The sequence below is a fragment of the Micromonospora sp. WMMD729 genome, assembly GCF_049315225.1.
Classification (GTDB): Bacteria; Actinomycetota; Actinomycetes; order Mycobacteriales; family Micromonosporaceae; genus Micromonospora.
Map to the genome: position 1 here is coordinate 1,531,019 of NZ_CP186059.1, position 25,640 is coordinate 1,556,658.

Sequence of the window (25,640 nt, forward strand, 5' to 3'; positions counted from 1 at the left end):
TTGCACCGGCCCCTGCCTAGAACGGGATGTCGTCGTCGCTGCCGCCGCCGGAGCCCACCACGGCGAACGGATCGGCGGACTGGGTGATCGAGCGCAGCGTCTCCGAGGGGGCGCGGCCCGCCTCGGAGACCCGGGTGGCCCACGCCGGGAACGGGAACTCCAGGCAGAGCGGCACCGGGATGTCCGGCTGGTTGACGAACATGGTGCCCGGCTTGGCGAGCAGCGCCCGCTGACGCTGGGCCGGTGGCAGGAAGCCGTACTCCGGGCGGGACGCCTCGGCCGGGTCGAGCCGACCGACCACCCGGATCGCCGAGTTGGTGACGATGCGGCGCTCCACCTCGCTCGCGGTCTGCTGGGCGCCGATCAGGATGACCCCGAGCGAGCGACCGCGCTCGGCGATGTCGAGCAGCACCTCCTTGATGGGCGAGGAGCCCTCCCGGGGCGCGTACTTGTTGAGCTCGTCGAGGACGACGAAGAGCAACGGCTTGGCGGTGCCGGCCTTCTCCTTGCGCTCGAACTCGCTCTTGAGCGTCACACCCACCACGAACCGCTGTGCCCGGTCGGGGAGGTTGTGCAGGTCGACGACGGTCACCTGGGCCGACTCGCTGGTGTTGATCGAGTGCGGACGGCGGACCGCCAGGTCGCCCCGGATCAGCCGGGCCAGGTCCTTCTTGCTGCCGATCAGCCGGCGGGCGAACGCGTTGACGGTGCCCAGGCCGACCGCGCTGCCCGCCCAGTCGGAGCGGGTCTCGTCGTCGTTGAGCGCATCGACGATGTGGTCGACCAGGTCGCCGTAGGAGCCGAGCCGGACCCCGTCGATGCTCACCCCACCGTCGGCGGGCTGGGCGTACCGGGCCAGGTGCGCCGCGACCGAGTGCACCACCATCGTGTACTGCTGGCGCTCGTCGTCCGCGTCGGCGAAGACGTACGGCAGCAGGCGGTCGGAACAGAACTCGCTCAGCGTCCAGTAGAAGGCGTCCACGCCGGTCAACCGGCTGCTCACGTCCGGCGTGCCGGCGGCGTCGCCGACCCGGGGTGGGGCGTACACCCGCACATCGGGGAACGCGCCGGCGCTGAGGCCCAGCCTGGCGTACGCCGCCCGGGTCGCATCGTCGAGGCGGGTGTTGGGGTGGTCGAGGAAGAGCAGGTCCTCGCCCTTGACGTTGAAGATGAGCGCCTTGCCGTTGACCGCGTCGCCGCCCAGGACGCCGGAGCGGAACACCGAGTAGAGCAGGAAGGTGGCGAAGCTCGTCTTGGTGGCCACCCCGGAGATGCCGGAGATGGAGACGTGCGCGCCCCGGCTGCCGTCGAGGAAGTCGGCGTTCAGGTAGACCGGCACACCGTCGCGGCCCATCCCCATCGGGATGCGCCGCTCCATCCGGTCGAAGTGCAGCGCGCGGGCCCGCGCGTCACCCTCGGCCCGGTGCACCACGGCCCCCGGGGTCGGCGGCACGTACAGCTCCGGGTCGACCCGGGTGGTGGTGACCTCGGCCGCCTCCTGCACCTGGGCGGGCAGCGTGCCGTCGGCGATGGCGAAGACGTCCGAGTCGAACTGGGCGCCCTCGTGCCGGGCCCGGACCTGGGTGACCACCCCGGCGATCGTGACCGGCTCGCGGTCGGGCAGCTCACGACGGGTGACCACCACGTCGTCGAGCTGGAGGTAGCTGCCGGGGGCCACGGCCGTCCAGAACTGCAACGGCGTGGCGTCGGCGGTGCCCAGCACCCGGCCGACCAACTCGCCCGGGCCGTCGAGGTCGGCGTCGGTCATCGGGCGACTCCGGTCGGTCGGGCAGCACGGTCGGGAAGCATGCGTGCATCCTGCCCGAGGAGTACGACAGGTCGCCACGCGACGCGGCGGACGACACCCTGCCCGCTCGCGCTCACGACGCTGGGTGTGGGGCCGGACGACGGTCGGTCACGCGCGAGGGTGGCGGGACCGCGGGCGCGGGTCAGAGCCGCCGGATCGGAATTCCGACCGTCATTCGCCGGGCGGACCGGTGACCGGAGGGGTCGGTTCGGCGGTACGGTGCTGGCAGTCGCACCAGTTCCGGCCCGGGCAGTCGTCGTGCCGCCGGGCCCGGCACGCTCGGCAGATCATGCTCGCAGCCTAAGCCGCTCAAGGACAGGACAGCATGCCGCGTCAGATCTTCCAGCTGAAGATGTCCCTCGCCGGCGTCCGTCCGCCCATCTGGCGTCGGGTGCTCGTCCCGGCCGGCTACACGCTGGACCGGCTGCACCGGGTCGCGCAGCACGCGATGGGCTGGCGGGACTGCCACCTGCACTCGTTCGAGATCGACGCGGTGGCGTACGGCGAACCCGACCCGGACGGCGCGCTGGCGGTGCACGACGAGCTGGACGTCCGGCTGGACGCGCTGCTCGGCAAGGGCACTCGGTTCTCCTACACGTACGACTTCGGTGACTGGTGGGAGCACGACCTGGTCGTCGAGGACGCGCTCGCCGCCGACCAGGACGAGCGGTACCCGCTCTGCCTGGACGGTGCGGGGGCCTGCCCGCCGGAGGGTATCGGCGGTCCGCTGGGCTACCAGGCGCTGCTGGCGGCCCTGGCCGATCCGAGTCATCCGGAGCGGGCGCTGTTGAGCGGCTGGGTCACCGACGGCTTCGACCCGGCGTTCTTCGATCCCGCCGTCGCCACCACGCTGCTGCGTCGCTTCTGCTGACCTGGCCGGTCAGGCTGGCGAAAGTCCCCGGTGCGCCGCTTCGAAACAGGGCGGTAACGATCTGGGAACGCTCCCAATGGTCTATTGACACCCTGGTAGCGCCCCGGCAATCTCATGGGAGCGCTCCCGGGGGAGTGGCGGAAGTCTCCTTCACCGCACACCCCAGACGCCCTCGGCCACCGGTCGAGCGGCGCGGGGCGCTACAGCACCCCCCACCACGCACGACACACCAAGCCTCACCACTTGAGAGGGGTCAGGATGAGCGTCACCTCACGTCGCCGTTTCGCGGCGATCGCGCTCGCGTCAGTCGCCGTGCTCGCCGCGGCGACCGCCTGCGGCGACGGCGACTCGTCGTCCGATTCGGACGGCGGCAAGGTCACCCTGGTCGTCGACGTCTTCGGCGACCAGGGCTTCGGCTACGAGGACCTGTACAAGCAGTACCAGACGGAGCACCCGAACGTCACGATCCAGGAGCGCGGCAAGGGCCTCGGCCTGGGTGACTACAACACCCGCCTGACGCAGCAGATCACCGCCGGTGCCGGCGCCGGCGACGTCGTCGCCCTCGAAGAGGGCACGATCGTGCAGTTCTTCGCGCAGGCCGACAAGTTCGTGAACCTGGCCGACCACGGCGCCAACGACCTCAAGGGCAACTTCCTGCCGTGGAAGTGGGAGGGTGGCCTCACGCCGGACGGCAAGGTGCTCGGCCTCGGCACCGACGTCGGTGGCATGGCCGTCTGCTACCGCAGCGACCTCTTCAAGGCCGCCGGCCTGCCGACCGACCGCGAGCAGGTCGGCGCCCTCTGGCCGACGTGGGACGACTTCATCGCGCAGGGCCAGAAGTTCGCCGCCGCCGACAAGAAGCACAAGTTCGTCGACTCGGCGACCAACTTCTACAACATCGTGCTGATGCAGACGGCGGGCGCGGGCAACGGCTACACCTACTTCGACAAGAGCAACAAGCTCGTCGTCGGCGAGAACCCGGACGTGCAGTCCGCGTTCCAGCAGACCACCAAGATGATCAGCGCGGGTCTGTCGAACAACCTGCGGAGCTTCTCGAACGAGTGGAACGCCGGCTTCAAGAACGGCAGCTTCGCCACCATCGGCTGCCCGGCGTGGATGACGGGTGTCATCAAGGGTCAGGCCGGTGACGCGGCGGCCGGCAAGTGGGACGTCGCCAAGGCGCCGGGCAACGGCGGCAACTGGGGCGGTTCCTGGCTGGCCGTGCCGAAGTCCAGCAAGCACCAGAAGGAAGCCGCTGAGCTGGCCAAGTTCCTGACCAGCGCCAAGAGCCAGACCGAGGCGTTCAAGAAGGTCGGCAACCTGCCCTCGTCGCCGCAGGCCCTCGAGGACCCGGCCGTGCTCGCCGCCACCAACGAGTACTTCAGCGGCGCGCCGATCGGCAAGATCTTCGCCGCTGGCGCGAAGGAGCTGAAGCCGGTCTACCTCGGCCCGAAGAACCAGGCGGTCCGGGACGCGGTCGAGAACGCGCTTCGCAGCATCGAGCAGGGTAAGGCCGCCGACGCCGCTTGGCAGGACGCGGTGAAGAACGGCCAGGCAGCAGGCAAGTAACGGCTGCGACGCGCTCACGGGTGGTGCCGCTCCGGCACCACCCGTGAACCCGCGTTGAACGCCCTGCCGCGGCGCCCCACGACGGCGCCGCCGAGTGTGAAGGACCGCTCATGAGCTCCCTGAAGACCCCCGCGCCGCCGGGCGCCTCGGCCCGCGGGCCGCGACCGGCACCGCGGCACTCAACGGCGCGCCGCCGGCAGCTGAACCGGCTGGATCTGCGCTTCACCCCGTACGTCTTCGTGCTGCCGTTCTTCGTGCTGTTCGCGATCTTCGGCGTCTACCCGATCGTCTACACGTTCTGGATCGCGATGACCGACCGGTCACCGATGAACGCGACGATCAGCTTCGTCGGTCTGGACAACTTCGTCGAGCTGTTCACGAACGACCCGCAGTTCTGGAACGCGGTGGTGAACACCTTCGGGATGTTCGCGCTCTCCACCATTCCGCAGCTGCTCATCGCGCTGATGCTGGCCAACGCGCTGAACCGGCGCATCCGCGGCCAGATGTTCTTCCGGCTGGCCATCGCGATGCCGATCATCACCTCGACCGCCGTGGTGGCGCTCATCTTCTCGATGATCTACGCCCGCGACTTCGGCCTGATGAACTGGCTGCTCGACCTGGTCGGTCTCGGCCCCATCGACTGGCGGGCCAACCGCTTCGCCTCCTGGGTCGCCATCGCCACGATGGTCGACTGGCGGTGGGTGGGCTACAACGCCCTCATCTACCTCGCCGCGATGCAGTCGATCAGTAAGGACGTGTACGAGGCGGCCGCCCTCGACGGCGCCTCGCAACGCCGCCAGTTCTGGTCGATCACCATCCCGCAGCTGCGCCCCACCATCATCTTCACGCTGATCATCTCGACCATCGGCGGTCTGCAGCTCTTCACCGAGCCGCTGATGTTCACCAGCGGCTCGGGCGCGCTCTCCGGCGGCACGGAGGGGCAGTTCCAGACGATCACGATGTACCTGCTGGACGTCATGAACCAGCGGTTCCGGTGGGGGTACGCGGGCGCCGTCGCCCTGGTGCTGTTCCTGCTGATCGCGTCCGTCTCGTTCATCAACTACCTGCTGGCCCGCCGCATCAGCTCCGACAAGTGAGGGTGGCCCACCCATGACCAGTACCACTCTGCGACCGCCGTCGGTCCGGCCACCGGCCGAGCGCAACGGCATCCGCCACAGTGCGGAGAAGCTCTGGACGGCCAGCCCGCTGACCTGGTTCGGGCTCGTCCTCGGCGTCATCCTGTCGCTCTTCCCGTTCTACTGGATGATCGTCATCGCCTCGCGGACCAGCGACGCCGCGAACTCCTGGCCGCCGCCGTTCCTGCCCGGCGGCAAGCTGGGCGAGAACATCCAGCGGGTCCTCGACAACGGCGACGCGAACATCGTCAAGGGCCTGATGAACTCGTTCCTGGTGTCGGGCACGATCACGGTGGCGACCGTGTTCTTCGGCTCGCTCGCCGGGTTCGCGTTCGCGAAGCTGCGCTTCCGGGGCAAGAACGCGTTGCTGCTCATCATCCTGGCCTCGATGATGATTCCCATCCAGCTCGGTGTGCTTCCGCTGTACATCCTCATGGCGAAGCTGGAATGGCTGAACACGATGCCGTCGGTGACGGTGCCGTTCCTGATCGGCGGATTCGGCATCTTCATGATGCGCCAGTACGCCGAGCAGGCGGTGCCCAACGAGTTGATCGAGGCGGCGCGCGTCGACGGCTGCTCCACCTGGCGTGTCTACTGGCACGTCGTGGTGCCGGCGCTGCGGCCCGCGGCGGCCGTGCTCGGACTGCTCACCTTCATGGAGCAGTGGAACCAGTTCTTCTGGCCCTTCGTGGTGCTCGCCGACCCGGCGAACCCGACCGTGCAGATCTCGCTGCGCAGTCTGAACACCGCGTACTTCGCGGACAATTCTCAGATTTTCGCGGGTACGCTCATCGCGACCCTTCCGCTGTTCATCGTTTTCGTTCTGTTCGGCCGCCAGATCATTGGCGGGATCATGGAAGGTGCCGTCAAGTCGTGAGCAACCCCGCCAGCCCATCCGCCGTCGACCTCCTCGACGAGCGTTCCGGGCTGACCTTTCCACCCGGCTTCCTCTGGGGAGCCGCGACCGCGGCCTACCAGATCGAGGGGGCGGCGGCCGAGGACGGCCGCACCCCGTCGATCTGGGACACCTTCAGTCACACCGAGGAGAAGGTGCTCAACGGGCACACCGGCGACGTGGCCTGCGACCACTACCACCGGCTCGGTGACGACGTCGCGCTGATGGCCGAGCTGGGCCTGAAGTCGTACCGTTTCTCGGTCTCCTGGCCCCGGGTGCAGCCCGGCGGCACGGGCGCGGCCAACCCGAAGGGCCTGGACTTCTACCGGCGACTCGTGGACGAGCTGTTGGCCCACGACATCGAGCCGTGGCTCACCCTCTACCACTGGGACCTGCCCCAGGAGTTGGAGGACGCCGGCGGCTGGCCGGCGCGGGACACCGCCGCCCGCTTCGCCGACTACACGACGCTCGTCGCCGACGCGCTCGGCGACCGGGTGCGCTACTGGACGACGCTGAACGAGCCGTGGTGCTCGGCGTTCCTCGGGTACGGCTCCGGCGTGCACGCCCCGGGTCGGTCCAACGGCGCGGACGCGGTGCGCGCCGGCCACCACCTGATGCTCGGGCACGGCCTGGCCGTGCAGGCGCTGCGGGCCGCCCGGCCCACCGCCGAGGTGGGCGTGACGGTCAACCTGTACCCGGTCGACCCGGCCACCGACGCCCCCGCCGACGTCGACGCGGCGCGGCGGATCGACGGTCTGGCCAACCGCTTCTTCCTCGATCCGCTGCTGCGCGGGTCGTACCCGGAGGATCTGGTGGCCGACCTGCGTGAGGTCACCGACTTCGACCACGTCCAGGACGGTGACCTGGCGACCATCTCCACGCCGCTGGACCTGGTCGGGATCAACTACTACAGCCGGCACGTGGTCGCCGCGCCGATCGAGGGCGCCGAGCCCGAGCCGTACTGGCGGGCGCCCTCCTGCTGGCCGGGCAGCGAGGACGTCCGGTTCGTGACGCGGGGCATTCCGGTCACCGACATGGACTGGGAGATCGACGCCCCGGGCCTGGTGGAGACGCTGCGGCGGGTCCACGAGCAGTACACCGACCTGCCTCTGTACGTCACCGAGAACGGCTCCGCGTTCGTCGACACCGTCGTCGACGGGCAGGTCGACGACGTCGACCGGCTGGCCTACTTCGACGCGCACCTGCGGGCCTGCCACGAGGCGATCGACGCCGGCGTGCCCCTGCGGGGCTACTTCGCCTGGTCATTGATGGATAATTTCGAGTGGGCCTGGGGTTACACCAAGCGCTTCGGCATGATCCACGTCGACTACGACAGCCAGCTTCGCATCCCCAAGTCCAGCGCCAGGTGGTACGCCTCGGTGATCCGACGCAACGGTCTGGCCGCACAATAGGCTCGGGCCAGCCATCAGGGCGGTCCCGGCATCCACTCTCGGGTGGCGCCGGGTCCGCCCGCCGTCGGAGGAGCAGACGATGACAACGCAGCGCACCCGCTCGCTCGGGCGCCCGACCCTCGACGCGGTCGCGGCGCGCGCCGGCGTGGGTCGGGGCACGGTCTCGCGCGTGGTCAACGGCTCGCCCCAGGTCAGCCCGGAGGCCCGGGCCGCGGTCCAACAGGCGATCGCCGAGCTGGGGTACGTCCCGAACCGGGCTGCCCGGGCACTGGTCACCCAGCGGACCGACTCCGTGGCCCTGGTGGTCTCCGAGTCCGGGGAGCGGGTCTTCACCGAGCCGTTCTTCGCGGCGATCGTGCGGGGGATCAGCTCCGGCCTGCTGGAGACCCCCATGCAGCTCTGGCTGGCGATGGCCCAGTCACCGGTCGAGCGGGAACGCGTCGAGCACCACCTCACCAACCAGCACGTCGACGGCGTACTCCTGCTGTCGTTGCACGACTCCGATCCGCTGCCCACCCTGCTGGAGGAGCGCGGCCTGCCCGCGGTGCTCGGTGGCCGGCCGGCCCGGATGCTGCAACCCGGCGCCCAGCCGGCGTGGTTCGTCGACGTGGACAACGTTGGCGGCGCACGGCAGGCGGTCGAGTACCTGACCAGCCAGGGGCGGCGGCGTATCGCCACCATCGCCGGCCCGCAGGACATGGGCGCCGGCCTGGCCCGACTGGCCGGCTACACCGAGGCCGTCAAGGCCACCGGGGTCGGTGTCAACCCCGACCTGATCGCGTACGGCGACTTCAGCGAGAGCAGCGGGGCGACCGCCATGCGCCGGCTGCTGGACGCCTGCCCGGACCTGGACGCCGTCTTCGTCGCGTCCGACCTGATGGCGTTCGGCGCGCTGCGCACCCTGCGCGACGCCGGCCGGCGTGTCCCGGAGGACGTCGCCGTGATCGGCTTCGACGACGCGCCGGTCGCCCGGCAGGCGGACCCACCGCTGACGAGCGTGTTCCAGCCGGTGGAGGAGATGGGCCGGCAGATGGCCCGACTGCTTGTCGCCCGCATCCGCGGCGACGACCTCCCCGCCCCGCACATCCTCCTGGACACCCAACTAGTCCACCGAGCCAGCGCCTAACCCCACCCCGCGCCCCGCGCCCCGCGCACGCCTCGCGCCCCGCGCACGCCTCGCGCCCCGCGCACGCCTCGCGCCCCGCGCACGCCTCGCGCGCCTCGCGCCCCGCGCGCGCCTCGCGCGCCTCGCGCCCCGCGCGCGCCTCGCGCCCGCGCGCCTCGCGCCCGCGCGCCTCGCGCCCGCGCGCCTCGCGCCCGCGCGCCTCGCGCTCCGCGCCGCGTGCCCGCGCCCCGCGCGCCGGCCCACCCCGCGCCTATCGCGCCGTGCCAACATCCGCGCAACATCGGGGATATTGCTGCCTGCGTCGCGGGGGAAGCAGCAACATCCCCGATGTTGCGCGGATCTCCGATGAGACCGTCGCCAGCTCAGAAAGCACCATGTCACCGCACCCTTCGGCCGCGTCGATCATGAAGTTATTGCCACGAAACGCCGACGGCGGTGGCAATAACTTCATGATCAACCGGGGCCGGGGCCGGGGCCGGGGCCGGGGCCGGGGCCGGGGGGCGGGGCGGGGTGGGTTAGGGGAGCCAGCGGCGGAGTTCGCGTTTGGCCAGGGAGTTGCGGTGGACCTCGTCGGGACCGTCGGCGAGGCGCAGGGTGCGGGTCTGCGCCCAGAGAGCGGCCAGCGGGGTGTCCTGGCTGACGCCCGCGCCGCCGTACCCCTGGATGGCCTTGTCGATCACCCACTCCGCCATCGCCGGCGTGGCGATCTTGATGGCCTGGATCTCGGTGTGCGCGCCCTTGTTGCCGACGGTGTCCATCAGCCAGGCCGTCTTGAGCACCAGGAGGCGTGCCTGTTCGATGCGGACCCGCGACTCGGCGATCCACTCCCGTACGACGCCCTGCTCGGCCAGGGGGCGGCCGAACGCGATCCGGTCGTTGGCCCGGCGACAGAGCAGCTCCAAGGCCCGCTCAGCCATTCCGATCAACCGCATGCAGTGGTGGATGCGACCCGGACCGAGCCGCGCCTGGGCGATGGCGAAGCCGGTGCCCTCCGCGCCGATCAGGTTGGCGGCCGGCACCCGTACGTCGGTGAAGTCGATCTCGGCGTGCCCGCCGTGCGTGCCGTCGGTGTAGCCGAAGACGTGCATGCCCCGGCGGACGGTCACGCCCGGGGTGTCCCGGGGGACGAGCACCATGCTCTGCTGGCGGTGCCGGTCGGCGTCCGGGTCGGTCTTGCCCATCACGATGAAGATCTCGCAGCGCGGGTCCATCGCGCCGGACGACCACCACTTGCGGCCGTTGATGACGTACTCGTCGCCGTCGCGGGTGATCCGGGTGGCGATGTTCGTCGCGTCGGAGGAGGCGACCTCCGGCTCGGTCATGCAGAACGCCGAGCGGATCTCGCCCTCCAGCAGTGGCATGAGCCAGCGCTCGCGCTGGGCGTCCGAGCCGAACTCGGCCAGCAACTCCATGTTGCCGGTGTCCGGAGCCGCGCAGTTGACCGCCTCGGGCGCCAGGTGCGGGCTGCGCCCGGTCAGCTCGGCGAGCGGCGCGTACTGGAGGTTGGTCAGGCCGGCGCCGTAGCGCGGGTCGGGCAGGAACAGGTTCCACAGGCCACGCTTGCGGGCCTCCGCCTTCAGCTCGGCCAGCACCGGGGTACGCGACCAGGGGTCGCCGGTGGCCGCCTGCTCGGCGTGCACCGGCTCGGCCGGGTAGACGTGCTCGGTCAGGAACCGGGTCAGCTCGCCGCGCAGTTCCTCGGTCCGGGCGTCGTACGCGAAGTCCATCACCGCTCCCTGGCGGCGGTCAGCCCGTGTGCGACCAGCGGTGCCACCATCTCGCCGATCCGGTCGAAGCCCTCGCCGAGCGTCTGCCCGAGCGTGTGGCGGTAGTGGATGCCCTCGCAGATGACCGCGAGCTTGAAGCAGCCCAGCGCCACGTGCCAGTGCAGCGGCCCGACGTCGACGTCGCTGCGCCCGGCGTACCGCTCGATCAGTTCGGTGCCGGTGGGGAAGCCGGCGCGCGGACCGAGGCCGTCGGCGACCGGGTTGCCGGCGGCCGTGTCGCTGTCGCCCAGCACGTCCCAGTACGTCAGCAGCAGCCCGAGGTCGGCGAGGGGATCGCCGAGGGTGGCCATCTCCCAGTCCAGGACGGCGTGTACGGCCACCGGGTCGGCCGAGGCGAGGAGGTTGTCCAGCCGGTAGTCGCCGTGCACGATGCGGTCGGCGTTCGCGCCCTCGGGTGCGGTCGCGGCGAGCCGGTCGCGCAGCTCGTCGATGCCGGGCAGGTCGCGGCTGCGCGAACGGTCGAGCTGCCCGGCCCAGCGGCGGACCTGCCGGGCCAGGTAGCCCTCGGGGCGGCCGAAGTCGGCGAGCCCGACGGCGGCCGGCTCGACGGTGTGCAGCGCGGCGAGGGTGTCCATCATCGCCATGGCGAGGGCCCGGCGGCGCTCGTCACCCAGCGGGTCGGTCTGGGCGCGGGTGCGGAACACCTCGCCGGGCATGCGTTCCATCAGGTAGAACGGTGCGCCGAGAACGTCGGTGTCGGCGCAGAGCAGCAGCGCGCCGGGCACCGGCACCTCGGTGGGCGCCAGCGCGGAGATGACCCGGAACTCGCGGGCCATGTCGTGGGCGGTGGCCAGCACGTGCCCCAGCGGCGGGCGACGTAGCACGACCTCGCGGTCGCCGAGACGCAGCAGGTAGGTGAGGTTGGACTTGCCGCCCGCGATCAACTGGGCGCGCATCGGCCCCACGGCCAGCTCGGGTCGGTGTGTCGCCAGGTGGTCGGCGAGCCGATCGAGGTCGACGCCGGCGGGGGTGGCGGGGACGGCACCCGGCCGGAGCGCGCTGGCGGCCGGATCGGTCATCCGACTAGTTGATGGCAGCCCGCTCACGTTGTCAAGGTCAGATTTTCCCCTCGGGACATGCCTCTGCAACAGGGACGAAATGGTCAACGCCCAGGCTGTTGTCAGCCTGCCGGCCGTCGCCGGCCCGCCGAGCGGAGGGACAGACATGTTGCTGCGAGTTCGGGTCACCCTGCCGGATCGTCCGGGCACCCTCGGCCAGGTCGCCCGCACCCTGGGTGTCTCCGGCGCGGACATCGTGCAGGTCGTGGTCCTAGAGCGTCTCGGCGGGCGCGCGGTGGACGACTTCACGGTGGTGTGGCCCGGCGCGGCCCGGGTCGAACGGCTGCTGGCCGGTCTCGCGGCGATCCCCGGCGTACGGGTGGACGGGGTGTGGCGGGCGATCGGCGCGCCCACCACCACCGGCCAGGACGCGGAGCTGCTGGCCCAGGTCGCGGCCAACCCGGCCGACGGGCTGGCGACCCTGGTGGACGCCGTGCCGGGGCTGCTGGCGGCCGACTGGGCGGTGGCGGCCGTGGTCCCGGCGGACTGGGCGTCGCGTACCGGGGGCGGCGGGGCCACCGTCGGCCACGCGAGCTGGCGCGCGCCCGTACCGCCGCGGTTGCCGGAGGTGACCCCGCTGCGCGGTCGGTCGATGACCGTGCCCGACGGCACCCACTACGCGATCGCGCCGTTCGGGCGGGCCGGTCTGGTGCTGGTGGTGGCCCGCGAGCACAACGAGACCCTCTGCGCCGCGGGTTTTCACAGCACGGAGGTCGACCGGCTCACTCAGCTCGTCCGGGCCAGCGCGGTCATCCTGGGGGACCGACTGGACCTGGTCGGCGTGCCTCCGGTGATCGCCGGCCCCTGACCGGCGCGAGGAGTTCCCGGGTCGACACCGGCGGGCAACCGGGCGGCAACAGCCGCGGGCAAGGCTCTGGGTGGGGAAGGGAGCCAACCATGACGTTGTGGCGGATCCGAGCGACGGTGGACGACCGGCCCGGCTATCTGTCGGTCCTCACGGCGAGCCTGGCGCTGCGCGGGGTCAACATCCTCACCGTGCAGGTGCAGCCCACCGAACAGGGCGCGGTGGACGACTTCCTGGTCGACGCGCCGGACACGCTCGACGAGGCCGGGCTGATCGCCGCCGTCGAGCGGGGGCGCGGGCGGGACTGCTGGGTGGCGCGCAGCGAGGCGCGCGGCCTGGCCGACCAGCCGACCCGGGTGCTCGGGCTGGCCAACCGGCTGGTGCGCGACCCGGACGCCACGGGTGAGGCGCTGCGGACCCTGCTCGGCGCCGACTCGGTGAGCTGGCGTCCGGCGGCGACCGGTGCGGACCGGGGCAGTACCGACACGAGCATGGTGCTGGCCGATCCGACGGGCGGCGCGTTCGCGCTGCACCGGGCCGCGCCCGCCTTCACCCCGGCGGAGTACGCCCGGGCGCAGGCTCTGGTCGAGCTGGCCGCCACCCTCACCCGTCGAGCTGCCGAGCACGTCACCCTGGTGCTGCCGGACGGTGTCGAGGTGGCCGTACGACCCTCGTGCGCGGACGACCTGTCGGGCGTGGTGGAGCTGCACGAGACGTGCTCGCCGCGCAGCCGGGAGCGGCGCTACCTGAGCGGGGCGGCGCTGCCGTCGCCGGCCCGGCTGCGTCGACTGCTGGAGCCGAGTCGCGGGGTCACCCTGGTCGCCACGACCACCGACTCCGACGGCGCGGTGGTCGCCATGGCGAACCTGCTCGGCGAGGGCGACGAGGCCGAGGTGGCGCTACTGGTACGCGACGACTGGCAGCGCCGTGGCCTGGGCTCGGCTCTGCTGCGCCGGCTGGTGTCGCACGCCGACCGGGCCGGGTTCGCGGCGCTGCTGCTGCACGTACGGGCGGACAACGCGCCCATGCTGCGGACGCTGCGGCGGCTGGACCGGCCCAGCTCGGTGCAGCGGGACGGCGGTCTGCTCACGCTGACCGTGCCGCTCGGGGTTCCGGTGCGGGCTGCGGGGCGGAGCGCTGTGGCGTCGGGTGGTCAGCAGCGGGTCTGACGGCGAGCGGCGTGGGCTTCCCAATCGGCGTGGTGCACATTACATTGTCGAATATCCATGGGAGCGCTTCCACAGCCCGTGGTCACACCGCCACCCCGCTGTCGCCGGTGGCCGTGCCGCCCCCACGCCGTCCCGCGTCGGTGCGACCACCGGCGGCGCCTGGCTAACAGGAGCCCTTCATGCGCCACCTGACCCGGCCGTCCACCGGCCACCCCGGGCGGTCGCCCGTCGCCGACCAACCGTGGCCCCGGCGGCTGCTGGCCGCCGGCGTCGCCCTGCTCACCGGCGCGGCCCTCGCGGTCGCCGCGCCGACTCCCGGGCCCGCGTCCGCCGCGCCCTCCTTCAACTACGCCGAGGCGTTGCAGAAGTCGCTGCTGTTCTACGAGGCGCAGCAGTCCGGCCAGCTGCCCGACTGGAACCGCGTCTCCTGGCGCGGCGACAGCGCCCTCACCGACGGCGCCGGGACCGGAGTCGACCTCACCGGCGGCTGGTACGACGCCGGCGACCACGTCAAGTTCGGCTTCCCGATGGCGTTCAGCGCCACCATGCTCGCCTGGGGCGCGGTGGAGTACCGCAGCGGCTACGCCTCCTCCGGGCAACTGCCGCACCTGTTGAACAACCTGCGCTTCGTCAACGACTACTTCATCAAGGCGCACCCGTCGGCGAACGTCCTCTACGGACAGGTCGGCAAGGGCGACGACGACCACAAGTGGTGGGGTCCGGCCGAGGTGCTGCCGATGGCGCGGCCCGCGTACAAGATCGATGCGAGCTGTGGCGGCGCGGACCTGGCGGGGGAGACGGCCGCCGCGATGGCCGCCTCGTCGATGGTGTTCCGGCCCACCGACGCGACCTACGCGGACAAGCTGCTCACCCACGCCCGGCAGCTTTACACGTTCGCCGACACCGTGCGGAAGGCGTACAGCGAGTGCATCACGGACGCGGCCTCGTTCTACAAGTCGTGGAGCGGCTACCAGGACGAGCTGGTGTGGGCCGCGATCTGGCTCTACCGGGCCACCGGCGACGCCAGCTACCTGACCAAGGCCGAGAGTGAGTACGACAAGCTCGGCACCGAGCCGCAGTCCACGACCCGCTCCTACAAGTGGACGATCGCCTGGGACAACAAGCAGTTCGGGGCGTACGTGCTGCTGGCGAACCTGACCGGTAAGCAGAAGTACGTCGACGACGCCAACCGCTGGCTGGACTACTGGACGGTCGGGGTGAACGGGCAGCGGGTGCCGTACTCGCCCGGCGGGATGGCGGTGCTCGACTCCTGGGGCGCACTGCGCTACGCGGCCAACACCTCCTTCGCCGCGCTGGTCTACAGCGACAAGACCACCGACACCACCCGCAAGGCGCGGTACCACGACTTCGCCGTGCGGCAGATCAACTACGCGCTCGGTGACAACCCGCGCAACTCCAGCTACGTCATCGGGTTCGGCGCCAACTCGCCGAAGAACCCGCACCACCGCACCGCGCACGGCTCCTGGTGGGACAGTCAGACCGTGCCCGTCGAGACCCGGCACACCCTCTACGGCGCGCTGGTCGGCGGCCCGTCCTCGGCCAACGACGCGTACAGTGACAGCCGGTCGGACTACGTGATGAACGAGGTGGCCACCGACTACAACGCCGGCTTCACGTCCGCGCTGGTCCGGCTTACCTCCGAGTACGGCGGGACGCCGCTGGCGAACTTCCCGGTCGCCGAGACGCCGGACATGGACGAGTTGACCGTGGAGACGACGGTCATGCAGGCCGAGCCCCGGGCCACCGGGCTCAAGGCGATCGTCTACAACAAGTCGGCGTTCCCGGCCCGCGCGCTCACCAACGGCAAGTTCCGGTACTACTTCCGGCCCGACGGCACCGGTCCGGTGCAGGTCACCTCCGGCTACACCCAGGGCTGCCCGTCGCCGAGCAGCGCCAAGCAGTTCAGCGGCGACATCTGGTACGTCGAGGTGGACTGCACCGGCTACACCATCGCTCCGGCCGGTCAGTCGCAGCACCGGATGGAGGTCCAGTTCAAGATCGGTGTGCCGGAGGGCGGCACCTGGGACCCGACCAACGATCCGTCGTACCAGGCGACCGCCGGCCCGAACCGCAAGGTTCCGCTCTACGCCGGCAGCACCCGCGTCTGGGGTGAGGAGCCGGGGCCGGTCGTGCCGGACACCACCGCGCCGAGCGTCCCGGGCAAGCCGGTGGCGTCCAACCTCGCGTCCCGCTCGGTCACCCTGACCTGGGCGGCGTCCACCGACACCGGCGGTAGCGGGCTGGCCGGCTACGAGGTCCGCGAGGTGCAGGTCGGCAGCGACACGGTGGTGAACCGGCCGGTCACCGGCACCACGCTGACCATCTCGACGCTGCTGCCGGCGACGTCGTACGAGTTCGCCGTGGTGGCGCGGGACGGCGCGGGCAACACCTCGGCGGCGTCACCGGTGCTCACCGTGACCACGCCACCGACCGGCTCCACCGACACAACCGTGCCGAGCACGCCCGGCACACCGGTCGCCTCGGCGGTCACCGCCACCGGCCTCACCCTGGCCTGGACGCCGTCCACCGACAACGTGGGCGTCACCGGTTACCGGGTCTACCGCGAGGCCGGCGCGACCGACGTGCTCATCGGCTCACCGACCGGCAGCACCCTCGCCGTGACCGGGCTGACCGCCTCCACGGCGTACCAGTTCTACGTGGTGGCCGTCGACGCGGCCGGCAACACCTCCGCGGCGTCCGCGCCGGTCTCGGTCACCACGGCGGCGCCGCCGGTCGGCGGCACCTGCTCGGTGGGGTACGCCACGACGGACTGGAACACCGGCTTCACCGCGACGGTGACCATCACCAACACCGGCACCACCGCGCTCAACGGCTGGACGCTGCGGTTCAGCTTCCCGGGCGGGCAGACCGTCAGCCAGGGCTGGTCGGCGACCGTCAGCCAGTCCGGCGCGGCGGTCACCGCGACGAACCTGTCCTACAACGGCACGATCGCGCCGGGAGCGTCGGTGAGCTTCGGCTTCAACGGCACGCACAACGGCAGCAACCCGAAGCCGACGGCCTTCACCGTCAACAACACCGCCTGCGCCATCGCCTGAGGTCGGGCCACGTCGTTCCGGCCGGTCACCGTCTCGACGGTGACCGCCGGTCGACGTGACCGGTGGCGTCGTGCCGGCCGAACACATTTCCGAAACTTTTCCGAAACCTTCATTGCCCGGGCCGGCGCGTGGTATGACATCGACTGGAATAAATCCCCAACTAAAACGTCTGGTCGTCCCCGCCTCGGCGGCCCGGGTGCAGGCCAGTAAGGAGGCAGAGATGGCAATAAACCCATCCGTCCCGCGCGGCGGGGTTCGGCGACGGCGATCGCCCGTCGTCCGAGCGCTGCTCGCCGGCACGTTCAGCGTCGTCACCGTGGCTGCCGTCGCGGTGATGATGCCCTCGGCGAACGCCGCCGCGAGCACGCTCGGCGCGGCCGCCGCGCAGTCGGGCCGGTACTTCGGCACCGCCATCGCGGCGGGCCGGCTCAGCAACTCGCAGTACAGCACGATCGCGGCCCAAGAGTTCAACATGATCACGGCCGAGAACGAGATGAAGCCGGAGTCGACGCAGCCCCAGCGGGGTCAGTTCAACTTCAACTCCGGTGACCAGATCTACAACTGGGCGACCCAGCGCGGCCTCAAGGTGCGGGGGCACACCCTGGCCTGGCACGCGCAACAGCCGGGGTGGATGCAGAGCCTGAGCGGCAGCAACCTGCGCCAGGCGATGATCGACCACATCAACGGCGTGATGGGCCACTACCGGGGCAAGCTCGCCGCGTGGGACGTGGTCAACGAGGCGTTCAACGAGGACGGCAGCCGCCGCAACTCCAACCTGCAGGGCACCGGCAACGACTGGATCGAGGTGGCGTTCCGCACCGCGCGGGCGGCCGACCCGTCGGTCAAGCTCTGCTACAACGACTACAACATCGAGAACTGGTCGTACGGCAAGACGCAGGGCGTCTACCGCATGATCCAGGACTTCAAGTCCCGGGGCGTGCCGATCGACTGCGTCGGGTTGCAGACCCACTTCACCGGCGGCAGCTCGCTGCCGAGCAACTTCCAGACCACGCTGTCCAGCTTCGCCGCCCTCGGTGTGGACGTGGCGCTGACCGAGGTCGACGTCACCAACTCCTCCACCACCCAGTACGCCGGGCTGACCCAGGCGTGCCTGAACGTGCCGCGCTGCATCGGCATCACCGTCTGGGGCGTACGCGACAGCGACTCCTGGCGCTCGAACGAGAGCCCGCTGCTCTTCGACGGCAACGGCAACAAGAAGGCCGCCTACAACTCCGTCCTCAACGCGCTCAACGCGGCCCCGCCGACCTCGGGGCCGACCGGGACCCCGACGGTGAGCCCGACCGTCAGCCCGACGGTGAGTCCCACCACGAGCCCGCCGCCGAGCGGTGGCTCGGGTCGGATCGTCGGGGTGCAGTCGGGCCGGTGCATCGACGTGCCCAACGCGACGCAGACCAACGGCACCCGGGTCCAGCTCTACGACTGCCACGGTCAGTCGAACCAGCAGTGGACGTACACCTCCACCAAGCAGTTGCGGGTCTACGGCAGCAAGTGCCTGGACGCGAACGGCGCGGCCACCGCCAACGGCACCGGAATCATCATCTGGGACTGCAACAGCGGGACGAACCAGCAGTGGAACATCAACTCCAACGGCACCATCAGCGGTGTGCAGTCCGGCCGGTGCCTGGACGTCTGGGGCACCGGTAACGGCCAGCAGGTCCAGTTGTACGACTGCCACGGCCAGACCAACCAGCAGTGGCGGACCGACTTCGGTGGCACCACGCCGACCTCAGCACCGCCGACGTCCGCCCCGCCGACCACCACGCCGCCGCCGACGGGTGGCTGCGCGCTCCCGTCGACCTACCGGTGGTCGTCGACCGGCGCGCTGACCAGCCCGAAGAACGGCTGGCTCTCGCTCAAGGACTTCACCAACGTGGTCTACAACGGCCAGCACCTGGTCTACGGGTCGTACGTGAACAGCAGCGGCCAGTACAGCTCGATGAACTTCGGCACGTTCACCAACTGGTCCGACATGGCCTCGGCCAGCCAGAACGGAATGAACCAGGGCACCGTGGCACCCACGCTGCTGTACTTCGCCCCGAAGAACATCTGGGTGCTGGCGTACCAGTGGGGACCGACCTCGTTCAGCTACAAGACGTCGAGCGACCCGACCAACGCCAACGGCTGGTCCTCGGCGCAGACGCTCTCCACCGCCACCCTCTCGGACGCCCCGTACGGGGTGATCGACCAGACCCTCATCGGCGACGACCAGAACATGTACCTCTTCTTCGCCGGGGACAACGGCAAGATCTACCGGTCGAGCATGCCGCTGGGGAACTTCCCGGGCAGCTTCGGCTCCAGCTACACGACGATCATGACCGACTCGACGAACAACCTGTTCGAGGGCGTCGAGGTCTACAAGGTGGCCGGCCAGAACCAGTACCTGATGATCGTCGAGGCGATCGGGAGCCAGGGACGCTACTTCCGGTCGTTCACGTCGAACAGCCTGAGCGGCTCGTGGACCCCGCAGGCCGCCAGCGAGAGCAACCCGTTCGCCGGCAAGGCCAACAGCGGCGCCTCGTGGACCAACGACATCAGCCACGGTGACCTGGTCCGTACCAACCCCGACCAGACCAAGACCGTGGACGCCTGCAACCTGCAGTTGCTGTACCAGGGCAAGGACCCCGGTGCGGGCGGCGACTACAACCGGCTGCCGTGGCGGCCGGGCGTACTGACCCTCCAGCGCTAGGCGTCACCGGGCGCACGGAGAGCACGGGCGTGTCCGGCACCGCGTGGTGTCGGGCACGCCCGTTCCGGTTCAGCCGGCCAGCTCCTCCGCGAGCAGGTCCATCAGCAGAGCATCGTGCCAACGGCCGTCCTCGCCGCGCTCGTAGCGGCGCATGATGCCCACCGGACGGAAACCCACCTTTGCGTACGCCCGGATGGCGGCGCTGTTCGCCGCCGCCGGGTCGATGGTGAACCGGTGGTGGCCGCACTCGTCGATCAGGTGCCGGACCAGGGTGCGGACGGCGTCTCCACCGTGGCCCGCGCCGCGTGACTCCGGATCGAGGAACACGTCCAGGCTGGCGTGCCGGTAGTCCGGGTCGGACTCGGCGTACCACTGGATCGCGCCGATCACCCGGCCGTCGTGCTCGATGGCGTACAGCGTCAGGTCGTCGTCATCGAGGTCGGCGTGGACCGCGGCGGTCAGGTCGTCGCCGCCGCGCCACCACCGGCGTACCTCCGGGTGCTCCCGGATGGCCGCGAGGGCCGGCACGTCCGTGACCGTCGCCGGTCGCAGGGTCACCGCACGCCCGCGCAGCACCGGCTCAGCCTCGGCTCTCGCCGTGCTCGACGCAGACCGCCGACCAGCCGACCGGCAACACCTGCACCTTCATCCGGCGACGGCAGGCCGGGCAGTAGCGCGGCGGCTCCAGCGTCCGGGCCGCCGCGCACGACTCGTGCCCGGCGGCCGACGCGTCCTCGCCGCAGCGGTCACACCAGCGTTGCGCTGCCACCAGCTCGGTCACGTCGTCCTCACCGATCAGCTCAGAGGGTCGCGGAGAGGGCCTTGACCGGCATCTTCAGCTCGTCGAGCAGGTCGAGGTCGGCGGTCGCCGGCCGGCCCAGGGTGGTCAGGTAGTTGCCGACGATCACGGCGTTGATGCCGCCGAGCAGACCGTCGCGGGTGCCGAGGTCACCGAGGGTGATCTCCCGGCCGCCCGCGTACCGCAGGATGGTGCGCGGCATGGCCAGCCGGAACGCGGCGATGGCCCGCAGCGCGTCCTTGCCCTCGACCACCGGGCGGTCGCCGAGCGGGGTGCCGGGGCGCGGGTTGAGGAAGTTCAGCGGCACCTCGTGCGGGTCGAGCTCGGCGAGCTGCGCGGCGAACTCCGCCCGCTGCTCGACGGTCTCGCCGAGGCCGAGGATGCCACCGCAGCACACCTCCATGCCGGAGTCGCGGACCATCCGCAGCGTCTCCCACCGCTCCTCCCACGAGTGGGTGGTGACCACGTTCGGGAAGTACGACCGGCAGGTCTCCAGGTTGTGGTTGTAGCGGTGCACGCCCATGTCGACCAGGTCGTCGACCTGCTCCTGGCTGAGCATGCCCAGCGACGCGGCGACCTGGATGTCGACCTCGGCCTTGATGGCGGCGACGCCCTCGCGCATCTGCTTCATCAGCCGCGCGTCCGGGCCGCGCACGGCGGCCACGATGCAGAACTCCGTGGCACCGGTCTTCGCGGTCTGCTTGGCGGCCTCGACCAGCGACGGGATGTCCAGCCAGACCGAGCGCACCGGGGAGGTGAACAGGCCCGACTGGGAGCAGAAGTGGCAGTCCTCCGGGCAGCCGCCGGTCTTCAGCGACACGATGCCCTCGACCTCGACCTCGGGGCCGCACCACCGCATCCGCACCTCGTGGGCGAGTTGCAGGGCGGCGGGGAGGTGCTCGTCGGGCAGGTTCAGCACGGCGAGGACGCCGGCCTGGTCGAGGCCGACGCCGTCACCCAGGACCTGGGTGCGGGCCTGGTCGAGGATCTCTGGCATGGCTCGTACCCTACAAGGCCCCGGGTCCGCCGGGTACGACCCGCCGTCGGCGCGGACCGACGGCGGCCAGGCCACGCCACCCGCGCGGCGACCGCGAGTGACAAACTGTTGACCGTACGTGGCGGTAACTGTCTCTTGGCCGGCGTTCGCCCCGCGTACCGAGTGGATTCGTCTGCGCGACGGAGCCGGGTGGTAATTTCGCCCGGCGGACGTCGGCGTGACCGGCGCGGACGGCGGTGAAGGGGTGACGGTGGCGGACTGGCTGGCGGCGCTCGATCGTCGCGCGCAGTTGCGGGCGAAGGCCGGCTTGACCAGGCGGCTGCACCCGCGTCCCGCCGACGACCGGCTGACCGACCTCGCCGGCAACGACTACCTCGGCCTGGCCACCCACCCCGAGGTCACGGCCGCGGCCACGGCGGCACTGTCGGCGTACGGGCTGGGCGCGACCGGCTCACGGCTGGTGCGCGGCTCGACCGACGCGCACCACGCCCTGGAGGACGAGCTGGCGCAGTGGCTGGGCACCGACCGGGCGCTCGTCTTCTCCTCCGGCTACCTGGCGAACCTGGGCGCGTTGCGGGCGCTCGTGCAGCCCCGGACCCTGCTCGTCTCGGACGCGCACAACCACGCCTCGCTGATCGACGGCTGCCGGATCTCCGGCGCCGAGACGGTGGTCAGCGCGCACGCCGACGTGACGGCGGTGGCCGCGGCCCTGGCCGTGGCGCCGGGACGCCCGGCGGTGGTGGTCACCGAGTCGGTCTTCTCGGTCGACGGCGATCTCGCGCCGCTGGCCGAGCTGCACAGGGTGGCCCGCCGCTACGGCGCGCTGCTGCTGGTCGACGACGCGCACGCGCTCGGCCTGACCGGCCCGTCCGGAGCGGGGGCGGTGGCCGCCGCCGGTCTGGCCGGTGAGCCGGACGTGGTGGTCACCGCCACCCTGTCCAAGGCGCTCGGCGGGGCGGGTGGGGTGGTCGCCGGTCCGGCCGAGTTCGTCCGGCACCTGGTCGAGACGGGCCGTACGTTCATCTTCGACACCGCGCTGCCGCCGGCCGTGGCGGCCGGGGTGCACGCCGCGCTGCGGCTGGCCCGGGCCGGTGACGACCTGCGCGCCGAGGTCGCCGACCGGGTGGCGCTGGCGGTCGGTCGTCTGCGCGCGGCCGGGCTGGCCGTCTCCGCGCCGGACGCGGCGGTGATCTCGGTGACCGCGCCCGGTCCGGAGGCCGCGACGGCGTGGGCGGCCGACTGCCGGGACCGGGGCGTCGCGGTCGGCTGCTTCCGGCCCCCGTCGACCCCGGACACCCGCTCCCGGTTGCGCCTCACGGTCAGCGCGGGGGTGCCCCGGGCGGACTTCGAGCGGGCCCTGGACGTCATCGTGGACTGTGCCCCATGAGTGATACGGCGTGGGCGGGGCCGGTGTTGGTCACCGGCACCGACACCGAGGTGGGCAAGACGGTGGTCACCGCGGCGATCGCGGCGGCCGCGCAGGCCGCCGGTCTGCGCGTGGCGGTGGTCAAACCTGGTCAGACCGGCACGGCCGGTGGTGAGCCGGGTGACGTGGACGCGGTCAACCGGCTGGCGGCCCCGCTGACCGGCCGTACCCTGGCGAGCTTCCCGGACCCCCTCGCGCCGCTGGCCGCGGCCCGGGTCGCGGACCTGCCGCCGTTGGAGCTGTACACGGCGGTGGACGCCGTCCGCGAGGAGGCGGACAAGCACGACCTGGTCCTCGTCGAGGGGGCCGGTGGCCTGCTGGTGCCGATGGGGCTGCGGCCGTCCGGCGAGCCGTGGACGATGGCCGACCTGGCGGTGTCGCTCGGCGCGCCCGCGGTGGTGGTCGCCCGGGCCGGGCTGGGCACGCTCAACCACACGGCGCTGACCCTGGAGGCGCTGGACCGTCGGGCGGTACCGGCCGGAGTCGTGATCGGCGCCTGGCCGGCGTCGCCGGAGCTGGTGCACTGGACGAACCTGACCGACCTCGTGCCGAACCTGCTGGGCGCGGTGCCGGCCGGCGCGGGCGCGATCGACCCGGGGGTGTTCCGGCGGTCAGCGCCGGGCTGGCTCACCCCGGCGCTGCACGGGGTGCTCGACGACTGGCGCGTCTGGGCCGAGGAGAGCAGCTGAACACCTGACTTTCGTCGGTGTCCGCGCAGGTCGGACGTGGGTAGCCTGGCCGCCGTGAGGATCCTGGAGCCGTCGGCGTCCGGGCCGCCCCGGTGGCGGCGTCCCGTGCTGGACGTGTCGCTCTGGGCGGTGGTGGCCGCGCCGGTCGTGGCCGCGCGGGTGACTCCGCCGTACCCACGGTTCGGTGTGGCGCTGCTGCTCGGCGCGCTGGTGCTGCTCGCGGCCGCCGTGGCGTCGGCACGACGGTGGCCGCTGGTGGGTCTGCTGCTGGTGGTGCTCGGTTCGCTGGTGGACGGCAACTTCGTGTTCGCCATCCCGGTGTTCAGCTATCTGACCGGCCGACGCAGCGCGACCGCGACGCCGGCCGCCGTGCTGTTCGGCGTGATCGCCCTGGGCGGCACGGTGCTGAACCTCGGGCTGCTCGGCACCGGGGCGGCGACCTGGTTCCTGCTGGCATCGGTGCTGCTGTTCGGCGGGGTGTTCCCGTGGCTGGTGGGTCGGTACCGGCGGCAGCAGCAGGCACTGGCCGACGCCGGCCGTCGACACGTCGAGGCGGTGGCGCGCGAGCGCCGTGGCGTCGCGGAACGGATCCGGCTTCGCGAGCGGGCGCGGATCGCCGAGGAGATGCACGACTCACTCGGTCACGATCTCAGCCTGATCGCGGTGCGGGCCGCCGCGTTGGAACTCGCCGCCGACCTCGCGCCGGCCCACCGGGCGGCCGTGGGGGAGCTGCGGGCCAGCGTCGCGGCGGCGACCGAACGGCTGCACGACATCATCGGGGTGCTGCGGGAGGAGGGCGGCCCGGCCGGCGTCGGGCCGGTGGGGGAGACCGTCGTGGACCTGGTGACCGGGGCCCGTGAGGCCGGGATGGCGGTACGGCTCGACGCGGCGCCCGACGCCCTGCGACTGCCCGGCATGACCGGCTCCGCCGCCCACCAGGTGGTGCGGGAGGCGCTCACCAACGCGGCCCGGTACGCCCCGGGCGCCCCGGTGACGGTGACCCTGACGACCGAGGCGGACGGGGTGCGGGTGCGGGTGCGCAACGCGCCGCCGCCGGCCGGTCCGCTGCCCCGACCGGCGTCCTCGGGAAGTGGTCTGGTCGCCCTGACCGAGCGGGTACGGCTGGCCGGCGGCGTGCTGGACGCCGGTCCGTGCCCCGACGGCGGATTCGCGCTGTGTGCCCGGCTGCCGCTCGCCGCTGAACCGGGGCTGCCAGCGGTGGCCGCCGCCGGTGGGACGGTTGACGACGTCCCCACGCCCCGGGGCGTCCCGGAACGGCCGGCCGACGCCGAACGGCGGCTGCGTGAGGCCCGCCGCCGGGCGCGCCGGAGCCTGCTGACGGCGCTCGCCGCGCCGGCCGGTTTCGCGTTGGCCCTGTCGCTCGTCTACTACCCGTTCGCCACGGCCGGCACGGTGCTCGACGAGTCGACGTACGACCGGATGCGGCCCGGTACCGCGCGGGCCGACCTGCCCGGGCTGCCCCGCCGGCAGCTCGCCCCGCCGCTCGGGGTGTCGACGCCGGGCTGCGAGTACTACACCGACGGCAACTTCCCCCTCGCCGAGGCGACGTGGCGGCTCTGCTTCACCGACGGCCGACTGGTCAGCAAGGAGCGCATCACATAGTGGACACCGACATGGCCCCGGCCGCGCCCGTCCGGGTGGTCCTGGCCGACGACGAGGCGATGATCCGGGCCGGGGTGCGGGCCATCCTCGCGGCCGATCCGGGTATCGAGGTGGTCGCCGAGGCCGGCGACGGGCGGGCGGCGGTGGAGTTGGTCCGCGCGCACCGACCGCAGGTGGCGTTGCTGGACATCCGGATGCCCCGGCTGGACGGCCTGGCCGCGGCGGCCGAGATCCACCGGTTGGCGCCGGCCACGGCGACGGTCATGTTGACCACCTTCGGAGAGGACGACCACGTGGCCCGGGCGCTCGGGCACGGCGCGAGCGGGTTCCTGCTCAAGGCCGGTGACCCGCGGGAGCTGATCGCCGGGGTGCACGCGGTCGCCGACGGCGGGGCGTACCTGTCGCCACGGGTGGCGCGTCGGGTGATCGAGCTGGGCGCCGGCCGGTTGGCGCGCCGTCCCGCCGCGCGGGATCGGACGGCCGGGCTGACCGAGCGGGAACGCGAGGTGCTGGCGCTGGTCGGCGCGGGTCTGTCCAACGCGGAGATCGCTCGCCGGCTGCACCTGGTGGAGGGCACCGTGAAGAGCTACCTGACGAGCATCTTCACCCGACTGGCGGTGCGCAACCGGGTGCAGGCGGCGATCCTCGCCTACGAGGCGGGTCTGGTCGAGCGGTGAGCGGGGGCCG

General features: G+C 71.8%; 20 protein-coding genes. 14 read left to right on the plus strand and 6 right to left on the minus strand.

The genetic code is table 11. The features are described from left to right. Positions 1-16: 16 nt before the first annotated feature. Entirely contained in the window at positions 17-1,768 is a 1,752-nt protein-coding gene (locus ACN263_RS07065) for an ATP-binding protein (RefSeq protein WP_422739012.1), read from the minus strand. A gap of 364 nt (positions 1,769-2,132) precedes the next feature. Between ACN263_RS07065 and ACN263_RS07070 the strand changes: the two genes are divergently transcribed. From ACN263_RS07070 to ACN263_RS07095, 6 genes are all read left to right on the plus strand, one after another. Continuing rightward, complete coding sequence (locus tag ACN263_RS07070; protein WP_422739013.1) at positions 2,133-2,678, plus strand: plasmid pRiA4b ORF-3 family protein; 546 nt, start codon at positions 2,133-2,135, stop codon at positions 2,676-2,678. A 258-nt stretch (positions 2,679-2,936) separates the two neighbouring features. Further along, the gene (locus ACN263_RS07075) at positions 2,937-4,247 is read left to right on the plus strand and encodes an ABC transporter substrate-binding protein (RefSeq protein ID WP_422739014.1); all 1,311 of its coding nucleotides are present in this window, start codon (positions 2,937-2,939) and stop codon (positions 4,245-4,247) included. A 110-nt stretch (positions 4,248-4,357) separates the two neighbouring features. After that, positions 4,358-5,344: a carbohydrate ABC transporter permease gene (locus ACN263_RS07080; protein ID WP_355051753.1), complete on the plus strand. Its 987-nt coding sequence runs from the start codon at positions 4,358-4,360 to the stop codon at positions 5,342-5,344. A 70-nt stretch (positions 5,345-5,414) separates the two neighbouring features. Further along, on the plus strand, positions 5,415-6,260 hold the full coding sequence (locus ACN263_RS07085) for a carbohydrate ABC transporter permease (RefSeq protein ID WP_355051884.1): 846 nt from the start codon (positions 5,415-5,417) through the stop codon (positions 6,258-6,260). Next, entirely contained in the window at positions 6,257-7,690 is a 1,434-nt protein-coding gene (locus tag ACN263_RS07090) for a GH1 family beta-glucosidase (protein WP_422739015.1), read from the plus strand. Before ACN263_RS07085 ends, ACN263_RS07090 begins: the two co-directional genes overlap by 4 nt. A gap of 79 nt (positions 7,691-7,769) precedes the next feature. Next, positions 7,770-8,816: a LacI family DNA-binding transcriptional regulator gene (locus ACN263_RS07095; protein ID WP_422739016.1), complete on the plus strand. Its 1,047-nt coding sequence runs from the start codon at positions 7,770-7,772 to the stop codon at positions 8,814-8,816. A gap of 515 nt (positions 8,817-9,331) precedes the next feature. On the opposite strand, the gene ACN263_RS07100 is transcribed toward ACN263_RS07095, so the two are convergent. Both ACN263_RS07100 and ACN263_RS07105 read right to left on the minus strand, forming a co-directional pair. Beyond that, positions 9,332-10,543 carry an acyl-CoA dehydrogenase family protein gene (locus ACN263_RS07100; RefSeq protein ID WP_422739017.1) on the minus strand — a complete coding sequence of 404 codons (1,212 nt, stop codon included), beginning with the start codon at positions 10,541-10,543 and terminating at the stop codon, positions 9,332-9,334. Continuing rightward, complete coding sequence (locus ACN263_RS07105; RefSeq protein WP_422739018.1) at positions 10,543-11,622, minus strand: phosphotransferase family protein; 1,080 nt, start codon at positions 11,620-11,622, stop codon at positions 10,543-10,545. Before ACN263_RS07105 ends, ACN263_RS07100 begins: the two co-directional genes overlap by 1 nt. 145 nt (positions 11,623-11,767) lie before the next feature. Here ACN263_RS07105 and ACN263_RS07110 point away from each other — a divergent pair, with 145 nt between their 5' ends. The 4 genes from ACN263_RS07110 to ACN263_RS07125 all read left to right on the plus strand — a co-directional run bounded on the left by ACN263_RS07110 (position 11,768) and on the right by ACN263_RS07125 (position 19,419). Beyond that, positions 11,768-12,469, plus strand: a complete 702-nt coding sequence (locus ACN263_RS07110) for an amino acid-binding protein (RefSeq protein ID WP_422739019.1) — start codon at positions 11,768-11,770, stop codon at positions 12,467-12,469. Between the two features lie 89 nt (positions 12,470-12,558). Next, a complete protein-coding gene (locus ACN263_RS07115) occupies positions 12,559-13,635 on the plus strand; it encodes a GNAT family N-acetyltransferase (RefSeq protein WP_422739020.1) in 1,077 nt (358 codons plus the stop codon). Positions 13,636-13,814: 179 nt separating this feature from the next. Beyond that, positions 13,815-16,712, plus strand: coding sequence for a glycoside hydrolase family 9 protein (locus tag ACN263_RS07120; RefSeq protein ID WP_422739021.1), 2,898 nt, complete (start codon positions 13,815-13,817; stop codon positions 16,710-16,712). Between the two features lie 220 nt (positions 16,713-16,932). Further along, the gene (locus ACN263_RS07125) at positions 16,933-19,419 is read left to right on the plus strand and encodes a non-reducing end alpha-L-arabinofuranosidase family hydrolase (RefSeq protein WP_422739022.1); all 2,487 of its coding nucleotides are present in this window, start codon (positions 16,933-16,935) and stop codon (positions 19,417-19,419) included. Positions 19,420-19,488: 69 nt separating this feature from the next. Here the strand turns inward: ACN263_RS07125 and ACN263_RS07130 are convergent, their stop codons facing one another. From ACN263_RS07130 to bioB, 3 genes are read right to left on the minus strand one after another with little or no spacing between them, the layout of a single operon-like run. Then, positions 19,489-19,995: a GNAT family N-acetyltransferase gene (locus ACN263_RS07130; RefSeq protein ID WP_422739023.1), complete on the minus strand. Its 507-nt coding sequence runs from the start codon at positions 19,993-19,995 to the stop codon at positions 19,489-19,491. A 4-nt stretch (positions 19,996-19,999) separates the two neighbouring features. Then, complete coding sequence (locus ACN263_RS07135) at positions 20,000-20,218, minus strand: hypothetical protein (RefSeq protein ID WP_422740620.1); 219 nt, start codon at positions 20,216-20,218, stop codon at positions 20,000-20,002. Between the two features lies 1 nt (position 20,219). Next, on the minus strand, positions 20,220-21,215 hold the full coding sequence (gene bioB / locus ACN263_RS07140; RefSeq protein ID WP_355051766.1) for a biotin synthase BioB: 996 nt from the start codon (positions 21,213-21,215) through the stop codon (positions 20,220-20,222). Positions 21,216-21,465: 250 nt separating this feature from the next. On the opposite strand from bioB, the gene ACN263_RS07145 reads away from it, so the two are divergent. From ACN263_RS07145 to ACN263_RS07160, 4 genes are read left to right on the plus strand one after another with little or no spacing between them, the layout of a single operon-like run. Continuing rightward, positions 21,466-22,602, plus strand: a complete 1,137-nt coding sequence (locus tag ACN263_RS07145) for an 8-amino-7-oxononanoate synthase (RefSeq protein ID WP_422740621.1) — start codon at positions 21,466-21,468, stop codon at positions 22,600-22,602. Beyond that, the gene (gene bioD / locus ACN263_RS07150) at positions 22,599-23,330 is read left to right on the plus strand and encodes a dethiobiotin synthase (protein WP_422739024.1); all 732 of its coding nucleotides are present in this window, start codon (positions 22,599-22,601) and stop codon (positions 23,328-23,330) included. Before ACN263_RS07145 ends, bioD begins: the two co-directional genes overlap by 4 nt. 54 nt (positions 23,331-23,384) lie before the next feature. After that, the gene (locus ACN263_RS07155) at positions 23,385-24,953 is read left to right on the plus strand and encodes a sensor histidine kinase (protein WP_422739025.1); all 1,569 of its coding nucleotides are present in this window, start codon (positions 23,385-23,387) and stop codon (positions 24,951-24,953) included. Positions 24,954-24,964: 11 nt separating this feature from the next. Continuing rightward, the gene (locus tag ACN263_RS07160; RefSeq protein ID WP_422740622.1) at positions 24,965-25,630 is read left to right on the plus strand and encodes a response regulator; all 666 of its coding nucleotides are present in this window, start codon (positions 24,965-24,967) and stop codon (positions 25,628-25,630) included. Positions 25,631-25,640: the final 10 nt, after the last annotated feature.